The 18,700-nt window shown below is 67.8% G+C and carries 20 protein-coding genes and 1 CRISPR repeat array; of the genes, 12 read left to right on the top strand and 8 right to left on the bottom strand.

Translation table 11 applies throughout. The features are described 5' to 3' along the window. Positions 1-689: 689 nt before the first annotated feature. Together VGK32_03350 and VGK32_03345 are read right to left on the bottom strand one after the other, a co-directional pair. Positions 690-1,037: a hypothetical protein gene (locus tag VGK32_03350; protein ID HEY3380776.1), complete on the bottom strand. Its 348-nt coding sequence runs from the start codon at positions 1,035-1,037 to the stop codon at positions 690-692. A 42-nt stretch (positions 1,038-1,079) separates the two neighbouring features. After that, positions 1,080-1,298: a hypothetical protein gene (locus VGK32_03345; protein HEY3380775.1), complete on the bottom strand. Its 219-nt coding sequence runs from the start codon at positions 1,296-1,298 to the stop codon at positions 1,080-1,082. A gap of 210 nt (positions 1,299-1,508) precedes the next feature. On the opposite strand from VGK32_03345, the gene VGK32_03340 reads away from it, so the two are divergent. From VGK32_03340 to cas2, 4 genes are all read left to right on the top strand, one after another. Further along, a complete protein-coding gene (locus VGK32_03340; protein HEY3380774.1) occupies positions 1,509-2,030 on the top strand; it encodes a hypothetical protein in 522 nt (173 codons plus the stop codon). 285 nt (positions 2,031-2,315) lie between these two features. Next, the gene (locus VGK32_03335; protein ID HEY3380773.1) at positions 2,316-2,576 is read left to right on the top strand and encodes a ribbon-helix-helix protein, CopG family; all 261 of its coding nucleotides are present in this window, start codon (positions 2,316-2,318) and stop codon (positions 2,574-2,576) included. After that, positions 2,573-2,986: a type II toxin-antitoxin system VapC family toxin gene (locus VGK32_03330; GenBank protein HEY3380772.1), complete on the top strand. Its 414-nt coding sequence runs from the start codon at positions 2,573-2,575 to the stop codon at positions 2,984-2,986. Before VGK32_03335 ends, VGK32_03330 begins: the two co-directional genes overlap by 4 nt. A 66-nt stretch (positions 2,987-3,052) precedes the next feature. After that, complete coding sequence (cas2, locus tag VGK32_03325) at positions 3,053-3,433, top strand: CRISPR-associated endonuclease Cas2 (GenBank protein HEY3380771.1); 381 nt, start codon at positions 3,053-3,055, stop codon at positions 3,431-3,433. A 434-nt stretch (positions 3,434-3,867) separates the two neighbouring features. Here the strand turns inward: cas2 and VGK32_03320 are convergent, their stop codons facing one another. Beyond that, on the bottom strand, positions 3,868-4,449 hold the full coding sequence (locus VGK32_03320) for a hypothetical protein (GenBank protein ID HEY3380770.1): 582 nt from the start codon (positions 4,447-4,449) through the stop codon (positions 3,868-3,870). On the opposite strand from VGK32_03320, the gene cas1 reads away from it, so the two are divergent. The 3 genes from cas1 (at position 4,382) to VGK32_03305 (ending at position 6,516) form a co-directional block, all read left to right on the top strand. Beyond that, on the top strand, positions 4,382-4,837 hold the full coding sequence (gene cas1, locus VGK32_03315; protein ID HEY3380769.1) for a CRISPR-associated endonuclease Cas1: 456 nt from the start codon (positions 4,382-4,384) through the stop codon (positions 4,835-4,837). The genes VGK32_03320 and cas1 overlap by 68 nt on opposite strands. A 253-nt stretch (positions 4,838-5,090) precedes the next feature. Continuing rightward, positions 5,091-5,780: direct repeats of the CRISPR family, unit length 36 nt; unit sequence GATTCCGCGGCTGCGAAGCCGCGGCCCCATTGAAGC. Positions 5,781-5,900: 120 nt separating this feature from the next. Further along, complete coding sequence (locus VGK32_03310) at positions 5,901-6,131, top strand: type II toxin-antitoxin system VapB family antitoxin (GenBank protein HEY3380768.1); 231 nt, start codon at positions 5,901-5,903, stop codon at positions 6,129-6,131. Then, entirely contained in the window at positions 6,118-6,516 is a 399-nt protein-coding gene (locus VGK32_03305; protein HEY3380767.1) for a PIN domain-containing protein, read from the top strand. Before VGK32_03310 ends, VGK32_03305 begins: the two co-directional genes overlap by 14 nt. Positions 6,517-6,626: 110 nt before the next feature. Here the strand turns inward: VGK32_03305 and VGK32_03300 are convergent, their stop codons facing one another. From VGK32_03300 to VGK32_03290, 3 genes are all read right to left on the bottom strand, one after another. After that, a complete protein-coding gene (locus VGK32_03300; GenBank protein ID HEY3380766.1) occupies positions 6,627-6,971 on the bottom strand; it encodes a PAS domain-containing protein in 345 nt (114 codons plus the stop codon). A gap of 150 nt (positions 6,972-7,121) precedes the next feature. Beyond that, positions 7,122-7,601: a PaaI family thioesterase gene (locus VGK32_03295; GenBank protein ID HEY3380765.1), complete on the bottom strand. Its 480-nt coding sequence runs from the start codon at positions 7,599-7,601 to the stop codon at positions 7,122-7,124. A gap of 116 nt (positions 7,602-7,717) precedes the next feature. After that, positions 7,718-10,414, bottom strand: coding sequence for a M14 metallopeptidase family protein (locus VGK32_03290; GenBank protein ID HEY3380764.1), 2,697 nt, complete (start codon positions 10,412-10,414; stop codon positions 7,718-7,720). Positions 10,415-10,550: 136 nt separating this feature from the next. On the opposite strand from VGK32_03290, the gene VGK32_03285 reads away from it, so the two are divergent. Next, the gene (locus VGK32_03285) at positions 10,551-13,472 is read left to right on the top strand and encodes a DUF349 domain-containing protein (GenBank protein ID HEY3380763.1); all 2,922 of its coding nucleotides are present in this window, start codon (positions 10,551-10,553) and stop codon (positions 13,470-13,472) included. 19 nt (positions 13,473-13,491) lie between these two features. Here VGK32_03285 and VGK32_03280 read toward each other — a convergent pair whose 3' ends face one another. Together VGK32_03280 and VGK32_03275 are read right to left on the bottom strand one after the other, a co-directional pair. Continuing rightward, positions 13,492-14,748, bottom strand: coding sequence for a cytosine permease (locus VGK32_03280; protein ID HEY3380762.1), 1,257 nt, complete (start codon positions 14,746-14,748; stop codon positions 13,492-13,494). Between the two features lie 33 nt (positions 14,749-14,781). Then, positions 14,782-15,075, bottom strand: coding sequence for a YciI family protein (locus VGK32_03275; GenBank protein ID HEY3380761.1), 294 nt, complete (start codon positions 15,073-15,075; stop codon positions 14,782-14,784). Positions 15,076-15,125: 50 nt separating this feature from the next. On the opposite strand from VGK32_03275, the gene VGK32_03270 reads away from it, so the two are divergent. The 4 genes from VGK32_03270 to VGK32_03255 all read left to right on the top strand — a co-directional run bounded on the left by VGK32_03270 (position 15,126) and on the right by VGK32_03255 (position 18,678). Continuing rightward, positions 15,126-15,884: a PIG-L deacetylase family protein gene (locus VGK32_03270; protein ID HEY3380760.1), complete on the top strand. Its 759-nt coding sequence runs from the start codon at positions 15,126-15,128 to the stop codon at positions 15,882-15,884. A 42-nt stretch (positions 15,885-15,926) separates the two neighbouring features. Continuing rightward, the gene (locus tag VGK32_03265) at positions 15,927-17,648 is read left to right on the top strand and encodes a hypothetical protein (protein ID HEY3380759.1); all 1,722 of its coding nucleotides are present in this window, start codon (positions 15,927-15,929) and stop codon (positions 17,646-17,648) included. Between the two features lie 65 nt (positions 17,649-17,713). Next, positions 17,714-18,199, top strand: a complete 486-nt coding sequence (locus VGK32_03260; GenBank protein HEY3380758.1) for a pyridoxamine 5'-phosphate oxidase family protein — start codon at positions 17,714-17,716, stop codon at positions 18,197-18,199. 68 nt (positions 18,200-18,267) lie between these two features. Then, a complete protein-coding gene (locus VGK32_03255; protein ID HEY3380757.1) occupies positions 18,268-18,678 on the top strand; it encodes a hypothetical protein in 411 nt (136 codons plus the stop codon). Positions 18,679-18,700 lie beyond the last annotated feature (22 nt).

Below are 18,700 nucleotides of genomic sequence, written 5' to 3'. Positions count from 1 at the left end.
AACTTCGCGGTGATTCCCAGTCGGACGTGTTGGCATCATGGCCGCTCAAGGCTGCTTCGCGACTAGTTCTGTTGGTTCGTGACGTTGCGGCCGATCGTCTTCGCCAGGCCCTCCCAGCGCAGGTCGAGTGGGTGGAGCGGTTCTTGGTGGGACGCAGGTCAAGCGGTGAGTACGAGGCTCCGGCCGGCGCTCGGATCCGCATCGTACCACTCCCATCGATCGGTCACCGTTTTGCAGACCATCGCATCCGGCGCGTTCTTGTGGACGTCCCAGCGTGTTGCCCTCTCCGTCCTGACGACGTCCACTGGGCCTTCTCCGGTGTGGAACTCGCGGAGCCTCAAGACAGTTCCGAGACTACGACGCTGGTCCCGACGGACGATGAGACGCAACTCACACACTACGGCTCAGTTGGTTACGGATTCCGCGTCTGGCGCACCGTTACGGCCGCCGCGCTGCCATACGTACGCGGACGTCTTCGCAGTCGTGGCGATCACACACGGCCGTTCCACATGACGGGTCAGGATCGGTCAGTGGCGGAGGCAAGCGCGGCCTGGAGCGTAATACAGGCGCTTCGTCACGCCGGCTTGAGCGACAGCGTCGAGCGCATCCGCGTTCAACGCGAGCCGTTCGAGTCAAGAGGGGAGTGCGCGGCCGCCTTCGGAGGACATGGGCGATTCGACAGCCGCTTGCTACGACACGTCGAGGTTTCGTTCGCGGGTCCGGTGTCTGGTCCCCTGGCGCTTGGGAATGGACGGTTCCTTGGGTTGGGCGTCATGGCACCGGTCGATATCGTCCAGGAGATTCAGGCGTTCTCGATCGAGAGTGGCCTCCGCCCGGCCCCAGCCCCGATTCTGACGAAGGCTCTTCGGAGGGCTGTGATCGCCCGTGTTCAGATGACCCTGGGAGATCGCCAGACGTTGTCGCCGTTCTTCACCGGGCATCACGACGATGGCTCGCCCGCTCGCACCGAGCAGAATCCCCATCTGGCGTTTGCGTTCGACGCCCCGCGCCACCGGTTGTTCATCGTGGCTCCGCACCTATTGGAACGACGACCTCCGAGTCGACAGGAGGTTATGGACCTACGGCTTCTGGATTCGGCGATGGAGCGGTTCTGCGAGCTTCTCGCCGGGGGGGCTGGCAAGCTCATCCTGCGGCCGGCCGTTGTCGACTTCGATCGTGATCGTCTCCTCGCCTCCGCTAACGCCTGGGAGTCCGTGACCCCGTACCAGGTCACACGCCATGCGAAACGCGAGGATGCGGCGGCCGCACTTGCGGCCGACGTTCTGAGTGAATGTCATCGTCGGGGACTGCCGACGCCACGGATTGCGGTCCTCCGAGTCGAAGTGATGCCTGGACTCGGAATCTGCGGCTGGCTTCGGCTGGATTTTCAGACGGCCCTCCAAGGCCCGGTACTCCTTGGCCGGACAAGGCACCTTGGCGGCGGCCTGTTCCAGGCCGTGTCGAGTGAGTCAAGGCGCGCGGCTACGCCGTGACGGAGGGCACCCCCAATGCGCGGACGTGATTTCTGGAAGGCGGTGACCGTGGACCAGTCAGAGTTCCTCGACGAACTCGTGGCCATCCTCTCGCGTGAGCCCGTCGACTACTGCGTGATTGGTGGCCAGGCCGTCAACGCCTACGTCGAGCCGCTCGTCAGCCTCGACCTCGACCTCGTCGTCGCAGCCGACGCGCTCTCGAGAATCGACGACCTGTTCGGGCCGTCCTTCCAGATCGAGCGGTTCCCATACAGCGTCAACCTTGCGAAAGCTGGCTCTGATCTCCGCGTTCAGATCCAGACCGACCCGCGATACGCCGAGTTCCTGGCGCGTGCGGAGCGGCGCCTGGTGCTTGGTGTGTCGTTCCTGGTTGCGGCCGTGGACGATGTGCTGCGCGGCAAGGTGTGGGCCGCGCTCGATGAGAAGCGACGGCCGAGCAAGCGGCAGAAGGACCTGGCGGACATCTCGAGACTGCTGGAGCGGTTCCCGGAACTGCGGACGCTCGTGCCACCCGCGATTGGTGGTCGGTTGTTGTAGGCTCGGTCGCTCGATTCCAGCCGGGTGTGCAAGACCTGTCTGGCCACCTACGACGTCTGCGACGTCAGACGCCCGGCCCGCGTCCACGCGCCCGCCGGCCGACGTCGGCTTCGCGGTTCGACTGCGGTTCGACGCCCCGGTAACCGGCCCAATCTCGCTCGGGTACGGATCCCATTTCGGCCTCGGGCTCTTCGTCGCGGAGGAGGAGGCGGGAGTGGATCGTCTCGAGCCTGGGTGTGAAGGTTGACACTCGCCTGGAGCGAACATAACATAACATGTTAGATCATGACCTTCAGCATCCACATCGACCAGCCGACCGCTGAGGCGCTCGCGCGCGCCGCCCGGACGAGCGGGCGAACGAGGAACGCCCTCATCCGCGAAGCCATCCGCACATGGCTCGCCACCGCTGAGCGCGCGGAGTGGCCAACAATCGTCCGCCGCTTCACGGGAGAGCCGCGCGCGGCCCGCTTCGAAGATCTTCGCACCGATCTCGTCGAGCCGCGCGACCCGTTCGAGGTGCTGCCGCGACGCAGGCGGCGCACATGACGTACCTGCTCGATACGTGCGTTGTCAGCGACTTCGTGCGCGGCGACCAGCCGGTCCTCTCGCGGATCCAGGCGACCGCACCCTCCGCGATCGCCGTCTCCGCCATCACCGTGCTCGAGGTCGAATACGGGCTCGCACTGCGCCCGGCGCTGGCGCGGCGTCTGCGGGCGGTCGTGACGGCGTTCTTCGACGCCGTCACCGTTCTGCCGCTCGAGCGCGAGGACGCGCTCCAGGCGGCGGCGCTGCGGGCCGACCTGAAGCGCAAGGGATTGCCCGTCGGTGCCTATGACCTGCTCATCGGCGCCACGGCGCTTCGGCGCGGATTGACGCTCGTCACGTCGAACACGGCGGAGTTCAGGCACATCGGCGACCTGGCGCTGGTCGACTGGCGCGGGCGGCCCCCGTCCTGACCGACGCCGGCACCAGTCGATGATCGCGCACGGCGGCGACGGTTTCTCGGGTCGGTGACAGCCCGGATGCGCAACACCTTCCTCGTCACCTACGACGTCTGCGACGACAAGCGCCTCGCGCGCGTCCACAAGACGATGTGCGGGTTCGGCGACCACCTGCAGTACTCGGTCTTCGAGTGCCAGCTCACGCCCACCGACCTCGTCCGCTGTCGCCACCTCCTCAGCGAGATCATCGACCACCGCAAGGACCAGGTTCTCTTCGTGGACCTCGGGCCGTCGGACGGACGCGGCGACCGCGTCATCACCGCCCTCGGTAAGGCCTACTCACCGATCGACAGCCCGTGCATCATCGTTGAACGCGCGCCCGACCGCGAGCCGCGTTCGTCAACACCGACCAGGGCACCTTCTCCGCGCGCGCCGGCCATCGTCATCGAGGAGCCCGACTGATGCGTATTCAGTTTCCTCCCGCGCTTCGTCACGACCCCGCCCCCGCCGCCACGCCGTCGGACGTGGACGCCGCCGTCGCTGCCGCTGAACCCGTGGCGCCCTCGCTCGACGACTGGAATCGTCTCCGTCCTCAGGTGACGCGTCCGTGTCGGTCCGTGCCGTTGCCCGATTACCTCCCCGCCCGAATGTTGAACGAATTCGTCTACTGTCCGCGCCTGTTCTTCTATGAGTGGGTGGACGGCGTGTTCGCGCACAGCGCAGACACAGTCGAAGGCGCCCTGCGTCACGAGAAACTCGAGACGAAGGCCGATGCTCTGCCGGAACCGGGTGAGGCGCAGGGAGAGCGCATCCACTCCCGATCCGTCCAACTGTCGAGCGAGACCCACAAGTTGATCGCCACGCTCGACCTCGTCGAAGGCCAGGCCGGCGCGGTGTCACCGGTGGACTACAAGCGCGGCCGGCCGCGCGAAGGAATGGACGGTCCCGAAGCCTGGCCGTCGGACCGTGTGCAGGTCTGCGTGCAGGCGCTGATTCTCCGCGATGCCGGCTACACGTGCGACGAAGCGGTGCTCTACTACAACCAGACCAAGCAGCGCGTCCGCGTGCCGATCGACCCGCTTCTCGTCGACGAAACGCTTGCCGCCATGCGCGCCGCCCGGGCGATGGCGGAGGAGGGCACGCTGCCGGCACCCCTCAGGGACAGCCCGAAGTGCCCCGGATGTTCGCTCGTCGGCATCTGTCTGCCGGACGAAACCGCCGAAGCAATGGCCTGGCCCGCAGATGACGGCGAGCCGGAGCAACTCCCGCTGTTCGGCGAGGCCGCGCAGGCGGTGTGGCCATTGGACGGATCGCCTGGGAAGCTGGACGAGGTTCGACGACTGGTGCCGATGCGCGACGATCTCCGGCCGCTCTACGTGACCGGGCACGGGTTCACGATCGGGAAGACGGGTGAGGTGCTCCAGGTGCGCGACCGCAAGCAGGTCGTGCAGGAGGTTCGCCTCCACGAGATCTCGCACCCGCGACCTCACCATCGTCTGTCACGCGATTGGATTCGATCCGTTCATCGGGTACTACCATCAACCGAGATTTGGTCGCCCGGCGCTGGCCCTCGATCTGATGGAGGGGTTCCGTCCGCTGATCGCCGACTCCGCGGTGCTCTCCGCGATCAACAGACGGATGGTGACGCCATCCGACTTCGTCAAGGTGGGCCACGCCGTGTCGCTGACACCGAACGGGAGGAAGGGGTTGATCCGCGCATACGAACAGCGGATCGACGCGCTGGTGACGCACCCTCTGTTCGGCTATCGTGTCAGCTACCGCCGGGTGCTGGAGGTCCAGGCGCGACTGCTGGCCCGCTACGTGACCGGGGAGGTGGCCGCGTATCGCGGGTTCGAGACGAGGTAGCGACGGGCGCGCGGTCCGGGCGTCTGGAAGGGGCCGGCCAACAACCGAGGGCTGCGTGGACGGTCGCGCCAACGGGCGCGAGCGGTGAGGTGACGCGGAAACCGCCGGGATCGCTCGCGGCCGGTAAACGACCGGCGGGGCGAGGGATCGGCGCGCGGGTTCGAGTGCGGGCGATGAGCGACACGCTGCGGAGGAGGGCCGCTCGAAACAGGCCGGGTAGATCTTTGACAACAGGACAGTTAGAATGGCGGCTGATTCCGCGGCTGCGAAGCCGCGGCCCCATTGAAGCCGACGAGACGGCTTTGCACTTCGGCGTGGGGTTCCTCGATTCCGCGGCTGCGAAGCCGCGGCCCCATTGAAGCTGCAGGATGCGCTGCAGGAGCGCATCACGCGAGGACGATTCCGCGGCTGCGAAGCCGCGGCCCCATTGAAGCTTTGTCTCGGCCTCAACCTCCTCGGCGGTCTGGAACGAGTCCGCGGCTGCGAAGCCGCGGCCCCATTGAAGCGCCCCACCAACGATCCCGGCCGCGCCCGCATTGGCCGATTCCGCGGCTGCGAAGCCGCGGCCCCATTGAAGCGTCCCAGACCCGATCAGCAACCCGGCGTGATCCAGCGTGATTCCGCGGCTGCGAAGCCGCGGCCCCATTGAAGCCCCATGTACTGCCCCTTGCCCGTCGAGTGCGTGTGCGAGATTCCGCGGCTGCGAAGCCGCGGCCCCATTGAAGCGCCACCAAGGCGATACGCGTGCCGGGCGTCCGGGCTTGATTCCGCGGCTGCGAAGCCGCGGCCCCATTGAAGCGCGATGATCGGCCAGTCGCTCTCGGTGATCGTGACCGATTCCGCGGCTGCGAAGCCGCGGCCCCATTGAAGCCACGAGGCCCACCGCCACATGAGGCCCAACCAAGTGGATTCCGCGGCTGCGAAGCCGCGGCCCCATTGAAGCCTCGCGCACGCGACGACCTTCCCCTTCGACGTCTGGTGCGCGCCGGTGTGCGACTGGGCCCCGGGCATCGGGGCACCGGTGACTTGCGCAGCGCAGACGTCGGATCTACACTCAGTGTGTATGAAACGTACGAATCTTGTGCTCGACGAGACTCTGCTCGACGAAGCCACGCGGCTGAGCGGCGAGCGAACCTACTCGCGGGCCGTCGAGCGAGCATTGAGGGACTTCGTGCAGCGGGCCAAGGCGCAGCGAATCCTGAGCCTGGCGGGCGCGGGCTTGTGGGAGGGTGACCTGGCCGTGCTTCGCGAGGATCGCGGCATCTACCGGACCAAGCGCCGTGTTTCTCGTTGACACCTCGGTCTGGATCGAGGTGTTCCGCAAGCCGGCTCGCGTGAAACTCGAACGGCTCGTGGACTTCGACGAGGTCGTCACCTGTCTGCCCGTGATGCAGGAGGTGCTGCAGGGCTTCGCTGACGAGCGGGCGTTCCTCGTCGCCCGCGAGGCGATGCACGCGCTGCCGATCGTCGAATCGCCGCTAGGGCAGGTGGTTGTGGACGACGCCGTCGACCTCTATCGCGCGGCGCGCCGCGCCGGAGTGACGGTCCGATCCGGCGTCGATTGCCTCATCGCGGCGTGCGCCATCCGCCACGGCCTGACCGTGCTCCACCACGACCGCGACTTCGATGCGCTGGCGCGCGTCTCGTCCCTGGCCGTGCGGCGCATCGCCGTCGGCTGAGCCGGCTGCGCGCGACTCGGCTCGCAGGAGCCTTTCTAAATGTGCCTGCCGTGCGACGAAGAAGCGCCGGACGACGCTCGATGCCCGGCCGTCAGGGGGCTGGCTCGCCGCTATCCGCGATCGAAGTGCTCCAGTTGGTCCGGGATCGGTATCGAGATCTCGACGAACCCGGCGAAGACGCCGTTCTTGAACCACGGCATCTGGTGGATCATCTTCCGCTGGCCTGCCCTGCTGATCGTGTAGTGGTTCGGCTTTCGAGTCTGGTACATCGCCTGCGTCTTCGTGCGCGCTGGCTCAGGGTGGCACGCGAACAGGTTCTGACCGATGAGCGCCGCGCCCCCGTCGGCCGCGAACGTCTCGCGAGACCGCGCGTTCATCTCCAGGATCGTGCCGTTCGCGTCCGTTACCGTGATGGCGACGGGCAATCCTTCACTCCATGTTTGCTGATCGGCCACAAGTCACACTCCTCGAGGGGCCCCGTCAACCCGCCATGGCACGCGGCACGTCACGCCCGCGCGCCCTCGTCGCCTGGCGCGTCGCGTGGCACGTGGCACCTGCCCATCGCACCGAGCACGTAGCACCGGGCACGACGCACTGCTCCCAGTTCATTCCCACCTGTGATAGGCCGGATGTCCGACCTTCACCTCCACGAACGTCCCACGGCTGGTCGCGCACACGGTACCATCGGCTTCGATCGTCGCCTCGACGGTCGCGCGGTCCTCGCGAGACTCCACGACGCGCGAGCGCAGGGTGAGCGGCGTCCCCGACGGCGTCGGCCGCCTGAAGCGGACCGAGAACTCCGCGGTCACGGTCGGCGGCGGCGCCACCGCACGCCGCTGCTGCATCAGGTGCCACGCTGCCGTCCAGTTGCAGTGGCAGTCGAAGAGCACGCCGATGATCCCGCCGTTCACCGCACCCTCGAACGCCTGCTGGTGCGGCTCGGGCGTGAATTCGGTGACGAGGCCGTCCCCCTCGGGAAAGCTGCGGATCCGAAGGCCGCGTGCATTCGCGGGGCCGCATCCGAAGCAAATGCTCCGCGGCGCATAGCGATCCTGCAGGCTGAGACGCGTCTCCGTGTCTGGCATACCCTAGCGTCGCACAACTCGGTCCGGCCGCGCACCCCCCGTGCAGCCTGCCTTCTGCCTCCTGCAACCGTCCGACACCCTTCTCAGTGCTCGGTTCCCGCTTCTGCCTCTGGCTCCTACTTCACCGTCGCCATGTACAGCGCGTTGAACAACAGCGGGAACGTGGCCTGCGTCTGCGCGCGGTGTTGCGGGCGCAGGCCGAACAGCACCAGTTGACCCGGGTTCATCTCCACCTGGACGATGGCCGCGCGCCCGGCCATCGACTCCTCGCCCTTGAGCCATCCGGACGCCACGAGATCCGTGTTCGGATAGCGAGCGACGACCGTCGCGCGCTGCGACGCGAAGCCGTCCGAGACCTCGAAGAAGGGGCTGTTGTTGTAGAACCCGAAGGTGTCGGCCGGCATGCCGATGCCGAGCGGACTGGCGGTGTCCACCTGCACGCGCAGGATCGTGCCGGGTGCGAAGTGTTGATCGCGCGTCAGACCCCGCTTGAGGTTGCGCACCGGGATCGGCCATTTCTGGATGCCCAAATCTGTACTCGCGCCCAGCATGACCAGCGTCCCGCCGTCGGCCACGAACGCCTTCAGCGCCTGCATTCCCTCGTCGCCGATCCCCCCGCGATACTCCGGGCGGACGGCCTTCGAATCGTTGCCCTCGAGGATGTCGCGCGGCTGCTGGTCGGCGAGGACGAGCACGTCGAAGCGTTCGTGCAGCCTGCCCGACTTGATGTCGGTGTTGTGCAGCGTCCTGGGCGCGAATTCCCACTGTTCGAGCACCCAGCGCGTCCACCCCTCGTCCATGTTCGCGGTCCACGACTGGTAGAGACCGACCCGCGGCGCCTTGACGACGATCGCTGCGGTCTTGACCCCGACCGCGTCCTTCGACGCCTCGACCGCGCGCACCTGCAGGCCGAAATCGTTCGCCAGCTTGTCGATGCGCGGCCGCGTGGTTCCGGTCACGACCACCCGTCCGCACGCCGCGACGCCCCCGGCGCCAGGCTGGCCCGTGCCGTCGCGCTCGAATGCCACCCGCGCCCCGTCCTTCAGCAACCGGTTGACGACGATCGCCACGTCGGGGCCCCTGTTCTCGAAGACGAAGCGTGCGCCCGTGCCGGTGACGGCGCCCGCAAGCACTGGCGCGCGATCGAGCTGCGTCAGGCGCGCGCTCTCGGGCACCGGCTTCTTCACGAACACGGTGTCGGCTCCCATCAGCATGCCGAGCGACCACGCCGTGACGTCGTACGGCGGCTCGGGCGGCGACGAGGGAGTGCGGCGAACCTCCGGATACGTCTGCTTCTCGAGCAGGTCCTTCGCGTAGCGGGCGAACACCTGCGCCATCGGCACGACGAGCGTGCCCTCGGCGTAGTGCCGGCCGTCGGCGTCGAATGCCGCGCCGGCGCGCCACACCTCGACACCTCCCAGTTGCAGCTTTTCCGTCAGTCGCGCGGCCGCCCGCGGTTCGAACTGCGACGACACCGGGATGAGGATGGCCGCCGGCTCGTTGTGCCGCCCGCTCTCGACGGTGACGCGGTTCACCTCGTAGATCTGCCGCAGCAGGGCTTCTCGCTGATCGGCTGCCGCCTCGAGCAGCCCCATCGTCGCGATCAGCTCGTAGTCGACGATGTCGCGGAGCGTCCAGCGGCCCCCCATCCAGGGGCGCGGATACTCGGTGCGAGGGGTGATGTCGCGCGGTGCCGCCAACGGCTCGCGCCAGTTGTCCAGCTGCCGGCGCATCTGCCGCTGGAAGTCCTCGTCCGGCGCTGCGGCCTGTCGAACGCCCGGCGTGGCCTTCAGTTGATCGACCGGCGCCGCCACGCGCGCACTGGCCACCTCGGTGAGCAGACCCACCTGGTTGTGCCACCAACCGCTCCACGCCATCGCTCCCTGCCAGAAGTTGGTGTACGTGGAGTTGTAGATGATGCCGTCCTTGCCCGCCGCTTCGAGCGCCGCGGCCTGCGCCTGGCCGAAGATCCCGTTCCAGCGGTAGACCAGCGGATGGACGTTCGGGTTGATCGGGTCGGTCGCAGGCATGACGAAGATGCGGGCGCCGGAGTTGCCCTGCTGGTGCTCGTCGAGCCACACGGCCGGGAACCAGTCGTGCCACAGCAGGCGCGCGGCCAACTGGCTCTCCTTCTGCGTGAACATGTACATGTCGCGGTTGTTGTCGTGGCCGACGTAGGGGTGGTACAACCACGGCATCGGGCTCGGCTCGAAATCGGTGCCGAGGTTCTTGTTGAACCAATCGGTGACCAGGATCTGGCCGTCCGGGTTCAGGCTCGGCACGAGCACGAGAATGACGCGGTCGAGGATCTTCTTCACCAGCGGCGAGTCTTCGGTGGCAAGCCGGTGCACCAGCTCGAGCACCATCTGCGACGATCCAATCTCGCTCGAGTGGATGTTGCAGGTGACGGCGACGACGGCCTTGCCGGTGCGGAAGATCTCGTCGCGCTCGGCCTCGGTCGGGGCGCCGCCCTGGAAGTAGAGCTTGCGCTCGAGTTGCTTGAACCGGTCGATCGCCGCCATCGTCTCCGGGCTGCTGATCTCGACGACGATGAGGGGATTGTCATTCGTCGTCCGACCGAGCTCGCGCACCTTGACCCGCGGGGAACCGGCGCCGGCGAGCTTCATGTACTCGACGATCTTGTCCCAGCGAGCGAGCTTGTTGTCGGCCCCGACGGGGAAGCCCAGGAACTTCTCGGGCGTGACGACCTGCTGGGGAGCCGCCGACACCACTCCGGGAGTGATGATCCCGGGCGGACTCGATAGGGCGGCCAGCAGCAGGACAGCGAGAGCCACGGAACGGCGTGGGCGCATTGCAGGTTCCTTTCGGGGGTCGTAGGGCGCACGGAGGCGCGCGGCGGGAACTATAGTAGACTATATCCTTTCCCGCCGCTGACTTGCGGCCGCTACCCACACCATCCTGGATTACCTCCTGGAGACAAACGTCGTCATGGGTCTTCTCGACAGATTCCGCGCCCAGCCCCGATGGAAGAACGCGAGCCCGGCCATCCGCCTGACGGCGGTGGAGGAGCTGCCGCTCGATCAGCAGGACACGCTGATCACTGTGGCGCGCGAGGACCGCGATGCCAACGTGCGGATTGCCGCGCTCAAGAAGGTGATCGCCCCGACCGCGATTGCGGAGATCGGCCGCGCCGATGCCGAGGAGCGCGTGCGCGAGGAAGCTGTCACGCTCCTCGTCGATCTCGCGACGGGGGCGTTCGAAGGCACGGATCAGGCGGAAAGCCTGGCGGCGTTGGACGGTCTGACGGACCAGAAGCACGTGCTGATCGTCGCCCGCGGCGCGAGCAGCGAGGCCGTGGCCCGGGCGGCGCTCGATCGCATCGAGGACGAGGCAGGGCTTGGGGCGGTCGCGCGTCGGGCAACCAATCCGGCCATCAGGCTCGAGGCGCTGGAGCGTATCGCCGGACAGGCGGAACTGGCGGTCGTGGCCGTCCGCAGCGACTTCAAGGACGTGTCAACGGCGGCGGTGGAGCGGTTGACGGATCGGGGCGCCCTCGATGACGCGGCGAACCGCGCGAAGAACAAATCGGCAGCCAAGCGGGCCCGAGCCAGGGTGCGCACGATGGATGCTGAGGCCGCTGCGGTTGCCGCGCGCACGCCGGCGCACGCTGCGGTCGTCGATCCCGTCGTCGAGGCGGGGCAACGGCGGTTGCGGGCGGCTGCCGGGCTTTGCGATCAGCTCGAGGCGTTGCGAGCGGGCGGTCTGGACGAAGGCGACTCGGCCCTGGCCGAGATGGAGCGGCGATGGGGTGGTCTGGGCGAGGTCGCGGACGAGGTCCTGGTGGCCCGCTTCGAGCGTGCGCGGGCGGCGGCGCAACAGGCATTGGCCGAGCACCAGGCCGAGCGCGCCGAGCGTGCCCGCAGCCTTCAGGCGAACGCCGAAGGGATCGCCGCGCGCCGTGGCGTCTGCGAACAGATCGATGTCATCGCCGGGGAAGAGACGCCGGCACGCCTCGACGAGGCACGCGCGGCGTGGGCGGCACTCGCGCCGCTGACCGACGAAGGGGAGACGACCAGATGGCACCAGCGCTTCGCGGACGTGTGCCGCGCCTGCGACGAGCGCTACCGGACGCTGCTCCGTCAGCGTGAGCATCGGGAGAAGGCGGCGCAGGTGTGCGCCGAGGCCGAGCGCCTGGCGGCTCAGCCGACGTTCGCACCGGCGCGCGGGGAACTGGGCGGGCTGCGGCGGGCCTGGGCGGAGCTGACGGCGTCCGGATTCGACGATGCGGTCGCTATCGCCCGGTTCACCGACGCCGACACGGCGATCCGCGCGCGGGAAGCCGAGTTGCGCGAACGACGGACGCGCGAGCAGCGGGAGAATCTCGCCCGGCTCGACAAGCTGTGTGCCGAGCTGGAAGAAGCGGTGAAAGCCAAGGATCTGACGCTGAAGGGCGGCGAACGCGCACTGCGCGACGCCAGGGCGGCGCTCGACGACACCGGTTCACTGCCGTCGCGGCAGGACCACGAGCTGATCGGCGCCCGCCTGAAGGGCGTGCTCGCGGCGCTCTTCCCGCGCATCCAGGAACTGCGCGACATGGACGAATGGCAGCGGTGGGCCAACGCCGGGGTCCAGGAGGAACTCTGCCAGCGCGTCGATGGGCTGATGCAGGTCGAGGATCTGGCGAGCGCGGCCCGTCAACTGCGCGAGGCACAGGCTGAGTGGAAACAGGTCGCCACGGCGCCGCGCGATCAGTCGCAGGTGCTCTGGACCAGGTTCAAGGCGGCGTGCGACGCGGTCCGGGCCCGCTGCGACGTTTACTTCACGCAGCTCGCGGAGGAGCAGGCTGCAAACCGGGCCCGCAAGGACGCGCTCTGCCAGCAGGCCGAGGCGCTCTCGGCGTCGGACGACTGGATCAAGACCGCTGACGCGATCAAGGCCTTGCAGGCCGAGTGGAAGACGGTCGGTGGTGCGCCGCGCCCGGACGAGAAGGCGCTCTGGGACCGCTTCCATGCCGCCTGTGACGCCTTCTTCACCCGTCGCCGCGACGACCTGCAGCGTCGCAAGGAAGAGTGGAACGCCAACCTCGCGAAGAAGGAAGCGCTCTGCGCGCAGGCCGAGGCGATGGCGGAGACGACTGAGTGGCAGAAGGGGATTGAGGAGCTCAAGCGGCTGCAGGCCGAATGGAAGACCATCGGTCCGGTCCGCAAGACGCGGGCCGATGCGATCTGGCAGCGGTTCCGCGCCTCGTGCGACCGGTTCTTCGAGCGCTATCAGCAGCGGGAGCACCTGGCCGCATCCGGAGTGATCGCCGACGCCGAGGTCATCTGCAAGGAACTCGAGGCGTTCCTGCCACCGGTCCCCGACGAGGGCGCCCTGCCGGACGCCCCCGAGACGCTCGGCGAGCAGGTCGCGGCGCTGCGCGCGCGCTGGGCCGGCGTCGTCGCGGCGTTGCCTCGCGAGCGGGCAATCCGCCTGGGTGATCGGTTCACGCACGGTCTCGCGCGGCTGGCCGAAACCTGGCCGGCCCGCTTCGTTGGCACCGATCTGGATCCCGAGGCCAACGTGCGGATGCTCGAACAGTTGTGCATGCAGGTGGAGGCGATGCTCGCATCCGACCCGCAGCAGTCCGCGCCATCCCCCTCGGCGTTGTCCGCGGACGAGACGCCGGCCACGCTGCTCGCCAGGCAGTTGCGGGACGCGCTGGCCACCAACACGATTGCCGGCCGTCAGGACGACTCCGCGAAGTGGAAGGCGATGGCCGACCAGGTCCGGACGGTGCAGGCCGCGTGGAAACGGGTGGGTCCGGTTCCGGAAGGCGCCGCACGGTCGCTCTCGGCCCGTTTCCAGCGGGCATGCACGCGCGTCGGCGATCGGATCGATCAAGGCCGACGGGGTCCGACAGCGCGGTAGGCCCTGGGACGATCGTCATTCAGTCCGGTACGCTCGAGCGGTGTGGCAGCCGGTCGATCAGCACGCACACGACGACAGACACGACGAGCGACGGCAGCGTGCCGCCGATGCCGGCGGCCGCGTAGTAGGTGGCCGCCCCAGCCGCCCATCCCAGCAAGCCGGCGACGTCGAACCCGGCATGGCGGGCACACGGTCCTGCGCGATCGTAGAGCGCCGCCGCCTCCACCGGCTTCGCCATCAGGAAGAAGCGCGCGAGCAGCACCCCTCCGACCGGAACGAGCACGCCCCCGAGCACCAGCATGAAGCTCGCATACCGGACGAGCCAGGCTCCTGAGAAGACGCTGAGCCCTGCCCCGATCAGCCCGGTGGACCAGACGGCGGCCTGATCGCTGGCCCTTGGCATGAGGCTGCGGAGGGCCAGCGACGACATGTAGATGTTCACGAAGTTGGTGGTGACGGTCGCGACCGTCATCAGGACGGCACCGGACACGCCGAGGCCGAGCGCCTGCAACATCGCGCCCGGATCGCTGCTGGCGGCCGCGCGTGCGGCCATCGCACCAAGCGGCATGAGCCAGAGGCTCGTCGCGGCGAGGCCGGCGAAGACCGCGAGACTGCCGCTTCGTCGCGACGCGGTGTAGCGGGAGTAGTCGGCGAACATCAGGATCCACGACACCTGGTAGCCGATGACGATGTCGAGACCGCGAATCCAGGGCATCTCGCCGGTACCCGGGCGCGCGAGGATGCCGCTCGGCAGCCGCAGGCACGCGACGGTCAGCACGAAGCCGACGATCGCGAGCAGCGGCACGGCCAGTCGATCGGCGCGCGCGACCAGGCGCGGGCCGCCTGCGACGATGAGCGTCGAGAGAATGCCGAGTCCGACCGCCCAGATGCGCTGCGAGCCCGGGCCGCCCAACAGGTTCGCGCACGCCGAAGCCGCAATCACGTTGTTGACGGCAATCCACGCGAAGTTGGTCGTGTAGAGCAGCAGCGCCACCAGCCCGGCCCCGCGAAGCCCGAGCGCGGCTCGAGCGGCGATGACCGACGGGACGCCGAGCCGGGGACCAACCGACGCGAGTGCGGCGACGAGCAACGAACCTGCGACGCCCCCGACGGCCACCAGGCCGAGCGACGACCGCAGGCTGAAGGCCGGCACCAGGCTCGCGCCGGTCTGGAACGTCGTGGCGACGATATTGGCGCAGGCGAAGATCAGAAAGAGATCGCACGCCGACTGGGTGCGCCGTTCGGCCGGAATTGGACCGATATCGACGGCATTCATGGCTCTGGGCTCTCGGCTCGCGGTGCCGGGGTATCAGATGCGATCCAGATCCTCCCGGCCGGTGATGACGTTCCACACCATCACCTCGTACTGCCCGACACGGGCCTTCGTGTACGGGTCGTTGTCGCGGATCGTGTCGAGGATGCCGGGCATCTGATCGTCGGGCAACCGGAGCAGCAGCGCGCCGCCGAAGCGCGGCTCGAGCGGACCCGAGCAGACGAGGAGTCCTTGCTGCTTCAGTCCCTGCAGATACTCACGGTGCGCGGGGTGATGCTCGACGACCTCATCTACCGGGCGGCGGTACCGAATGACGGCCAGCGCGTACATGCAATCCTCCAATGAAGAAGGGGATTGTACATCCATGCGACAATGCGGCCATGGTGCAGACGCTTCTTCTCAGCTTTGCGCATCCGGATGACGAGACGTTTCTGACCGGCGGGCTTGCGGCGCGCTGCGCGGGTGCCGGCATCAAGGTGGTGCTGGCGACGGCGACGCTCGGCGAATCCGGGAAGCCGGGTGACCCGCCCATCTGCCGTCCCGACGAACTGCCGGCCGTGCGCGAGCGAGAGCTGCGGGACGCGGTGCGCCTGCTCGGGATTTCGGAGCTGCACCTGCTGGGCCATCGGGATCGAGAGCTGGCGGCGGCGCCCCCGGAGCGCATCCGGGAACAACTGGTCGGGCTGCTTCGGCGCGCGCGGCCGACGGTGGTCGTGACCTTCGATCCGAACGGCGCCAACCTGCATCCCGATCACATCGCGATCAGCCGATTCACGTCGGACGCGATCGCGGCCGCGGCGGACGCACGCTGGTTTCCCGGGCTCGGGGCCGCACACCTCGTCCGGCGCCTGTTGTGGATACCGGGCCGTCGTCCGTGGGAGCTCGTTCGGCGAGAGGATCTCTCCGAGCAACCTGGTGTGGATTTCGTGGTGGATGTCGGTGAATGGCGCGACCAGAAGGCTGCCGCGCTCAGAGCGCACGCCACCCAGCATCGCAGCGCCGAGCGCAACTTCTTCTCGCAGCCCGACGCAGACAGGTTGCTGAGCACGGAACTGTTTCGCCAGGCCTGGGGACCGCCGCTCCCGCACCGACCGCTGACCGACATCTTCGCGGGGATCGCCGGCGTGATTGACCGGTAGCCCCAAGCCACCTATCATTTTCGCGCGATGTCACAGACAGAGATGCCCGATTCTCCCATTCGGCCGACGGCGCCGCGCACCAACGTGGTCGTGACGTTCACAGATGGCCGTGTCTTCGAGGCCCCGATCGGCACGCTGATCGCCGACCTGTTCCGCGCCATCACTCCGCCGGACGCCTCGACGCCGCCCGTCGTCGGGGCGCTGGTCGATGGGAAGCTGCGGGAATTGACCTCGGCGATCAACGGCGACTGCACCCTCACACCGGTGACCACTGCCGACGGTGACGGCGTGCGCATCTACCGGCGATCGCTGGCGTTCCTGTTGATGACGGCCGCGGCCGAGGTGTTCCCTGGCGCCGAGGTCGGCATCGAGCACTCGGCGTCCGCCGTCGGCGGCTACTTCTGTGAGGTGCGTGGTCACGAGCCGTTCTCGCAGCTCGAGTTGTGGCAGATCGAAGCGCGGATGCGCGAGATCGTGGCGGCCGACGCGCCGATCGTCAAGACGGCGATGCCTGTGCCGGACGCGATGGCGCTCTTCGGATCGCGGGGCGGGCGGGAGACGATGCGCCTGCTGGCCCATCGGCAGAAGCACACCGTGACGCTCTACACGCTGCGCGGACGCCAGGACTACTTCCAGGGGTACATGGTCGCGTCGACCGGGTCGCTGGCCCACTTCGCCCTCCACGCGTTCCCACCGGGGTTCATGCTTCAATTCCCGCATCAGAACCGGCCGACCGAGATCGGGCCGCTGATGCCCTATCCGAAGCTGTTCCAGGTCTTCGAGGAAGCGGGGCACTGGCTGGACCGCCTCGGGATCCGCAACGCCGGCGCGCTCAATGACGCCGTGGCCTCCGGCAAGCTCCCTGAGGTCTCGCTCGTCGCCGAGGCGCTGCACGAAGCGCGCATTGCGGACATCGCGCAGGAGATCGCCGCGCTGGGGGATCGGATCAAGCTCGTCTTGATTGCCGGCCCCTCGTCATCGGGCAAGACCACCTTCTCGAAACGGATCGCGGTGCAGTTGCTGGCGAATGGGCGGCGACCGTTTCCGATTGGCATCGACGACTACTTCGTCGATCGCGAGCTGACGCCCCGCGACGCGAACGGGCAGTACGACTACGAGTGCCTCCAGGCGGTGGACGTCGGCTTGTTCAACGAGCACCTCCTGAGCCTGGCCGCTGGCCGGCCGACGCAGTTGCCGCACTACGTCTTCAAGACGGGCCGCCGGGAGCCGGGCCAGACCGTGACGCTCAGCCGCGACAACATCATCATCGCGGAGGGGATCCATGGCCTGAATCCGGCGCTGGTGCCCAACGTGCCGCCGGAGGGCGTGTACCGCATCTACGTGTCGGCGCTGACCCAGTTGAACCTGGATCTCCACAACCGCGTCAACACGACGGACTGCCGGTTGATTCGACGCATCGTGCGGGACGCCGCCACGCGCGGCTACAACGCCACCCAGACGCTGCAGCGGTGGGATGCGGTGACGCACGGAGAGAAGCAACACATCTTCCCATTCCAGGAGAACAGCGACGCGGTGTTCAACTCCGCGCTCGTGTACGAACTGGCCGTGCTGCGGCCGCTCGCCGAGCCGCTCCTGCTGCAGGTGCGGTACGACACCCCCGAATTCATCCAGGCGAACCGCCTGCTGTCCTTCCTGCAGTGGTTCCTGCCCGCCTCTCCGGACCCGGTGCCCGACAACTCCATCCTGCGTGAGTTCATCGGCGGATCGATTCTGGAGAACTTCAGGCTGTGGCCCGCTGGATAGAGCACCCCCGGCACGGGCCGTGTTCGGGTATCCTAGAATGAACCCGTGACACGAGAGGAGCAGCGATGGCGGAGACCCCGACGCGCGAAGACACCATCGGCCGGTTCGCCAGCATGATCAACGACATCCCCGTGGCGATGTTGACGACCACCGGGATGGGGAGGCTGCGGAGCCGCCCCATGGTGACGCAACGTGCGGCGTTCGATGGCGACCTGTGGTTCCTCACGGCGCGAATGGCGGACAAGACCGGTGAGATCCGCGACCGCCAGGCGGTCCACATCACGTTCGTGTCGCCGGCCGACAACCGGTACGTCTGGGCGTCTGGGACTGCCGCCGTGGTGGACGACCCAGCCAAGGTGAAGGCGCTCTGGCACGCCAGCTACAGGCAGTGGCTTCCGGGCGGTCCGGATGACGCATCGATTGCGCTCATCAAGGTGCGCGTCGAAGAGGCCGAGTACTGGGATGCGAAGGCCGGGCGCATGGTGCTGCTGAGCGACTTCGTGCAGTCCGGCACCGCGTTCCGCGACGCCGCGCCCGGGACGGGGTTCTGACAGGGAGGAAGCAGAAAGCAGAAAGGATGAAGTAGGAAGGATGAAGGATGAAGGAGGAAGGAGGAAGGATGAAGGAGGAAGAGGAAGATGTCGCGCCGCTTCGTGCGAAGGCTGACGCGGTGGGCATCCCATTGGCTCGCCGCCACATCTTCCTGTGCTGCGAACAGACGACGCCCAAGTGCTGCGACCTCGAGCGCGGAACCCACGCGTGGGAGTATCTCAAGCGCCGGTTGAGCGAGCTGCACCTGTCGGACCAGGGCAGCGTCCTGCGGACGCGGGCGAACTGCCTCCGCATCTGCGCCGGGGGACCCATTGCCGTGGTGTACCCGGAAGGTACTTGGTACCACCACTGCGATCCTCCTGTCCTGGAACGGATCATCCAGGAGCATCTGATCGCTGGGCGTCCGGTGGCGGATTATGTCATCGTGGCCCATCGGTTGTCAGCAGAACTGCAGACCGACCCCCTGAATCCCGACTGACCGGGACGTCCCCGCTGATTTT

The organism is Vicinamibacterales bacterium, assembly GCA_036504215.1.
Taxonomy (GTDB): domain Bacteria; phylum Acidobacteriota; class Vicinamibacteria; order Vicinamibacterales; family Fen-181; genus FEN-299.
Note: the sequence above shows the minus strand (reverse complement) of the source record. Positions and strands in the feature narration are given on the sequence as shown.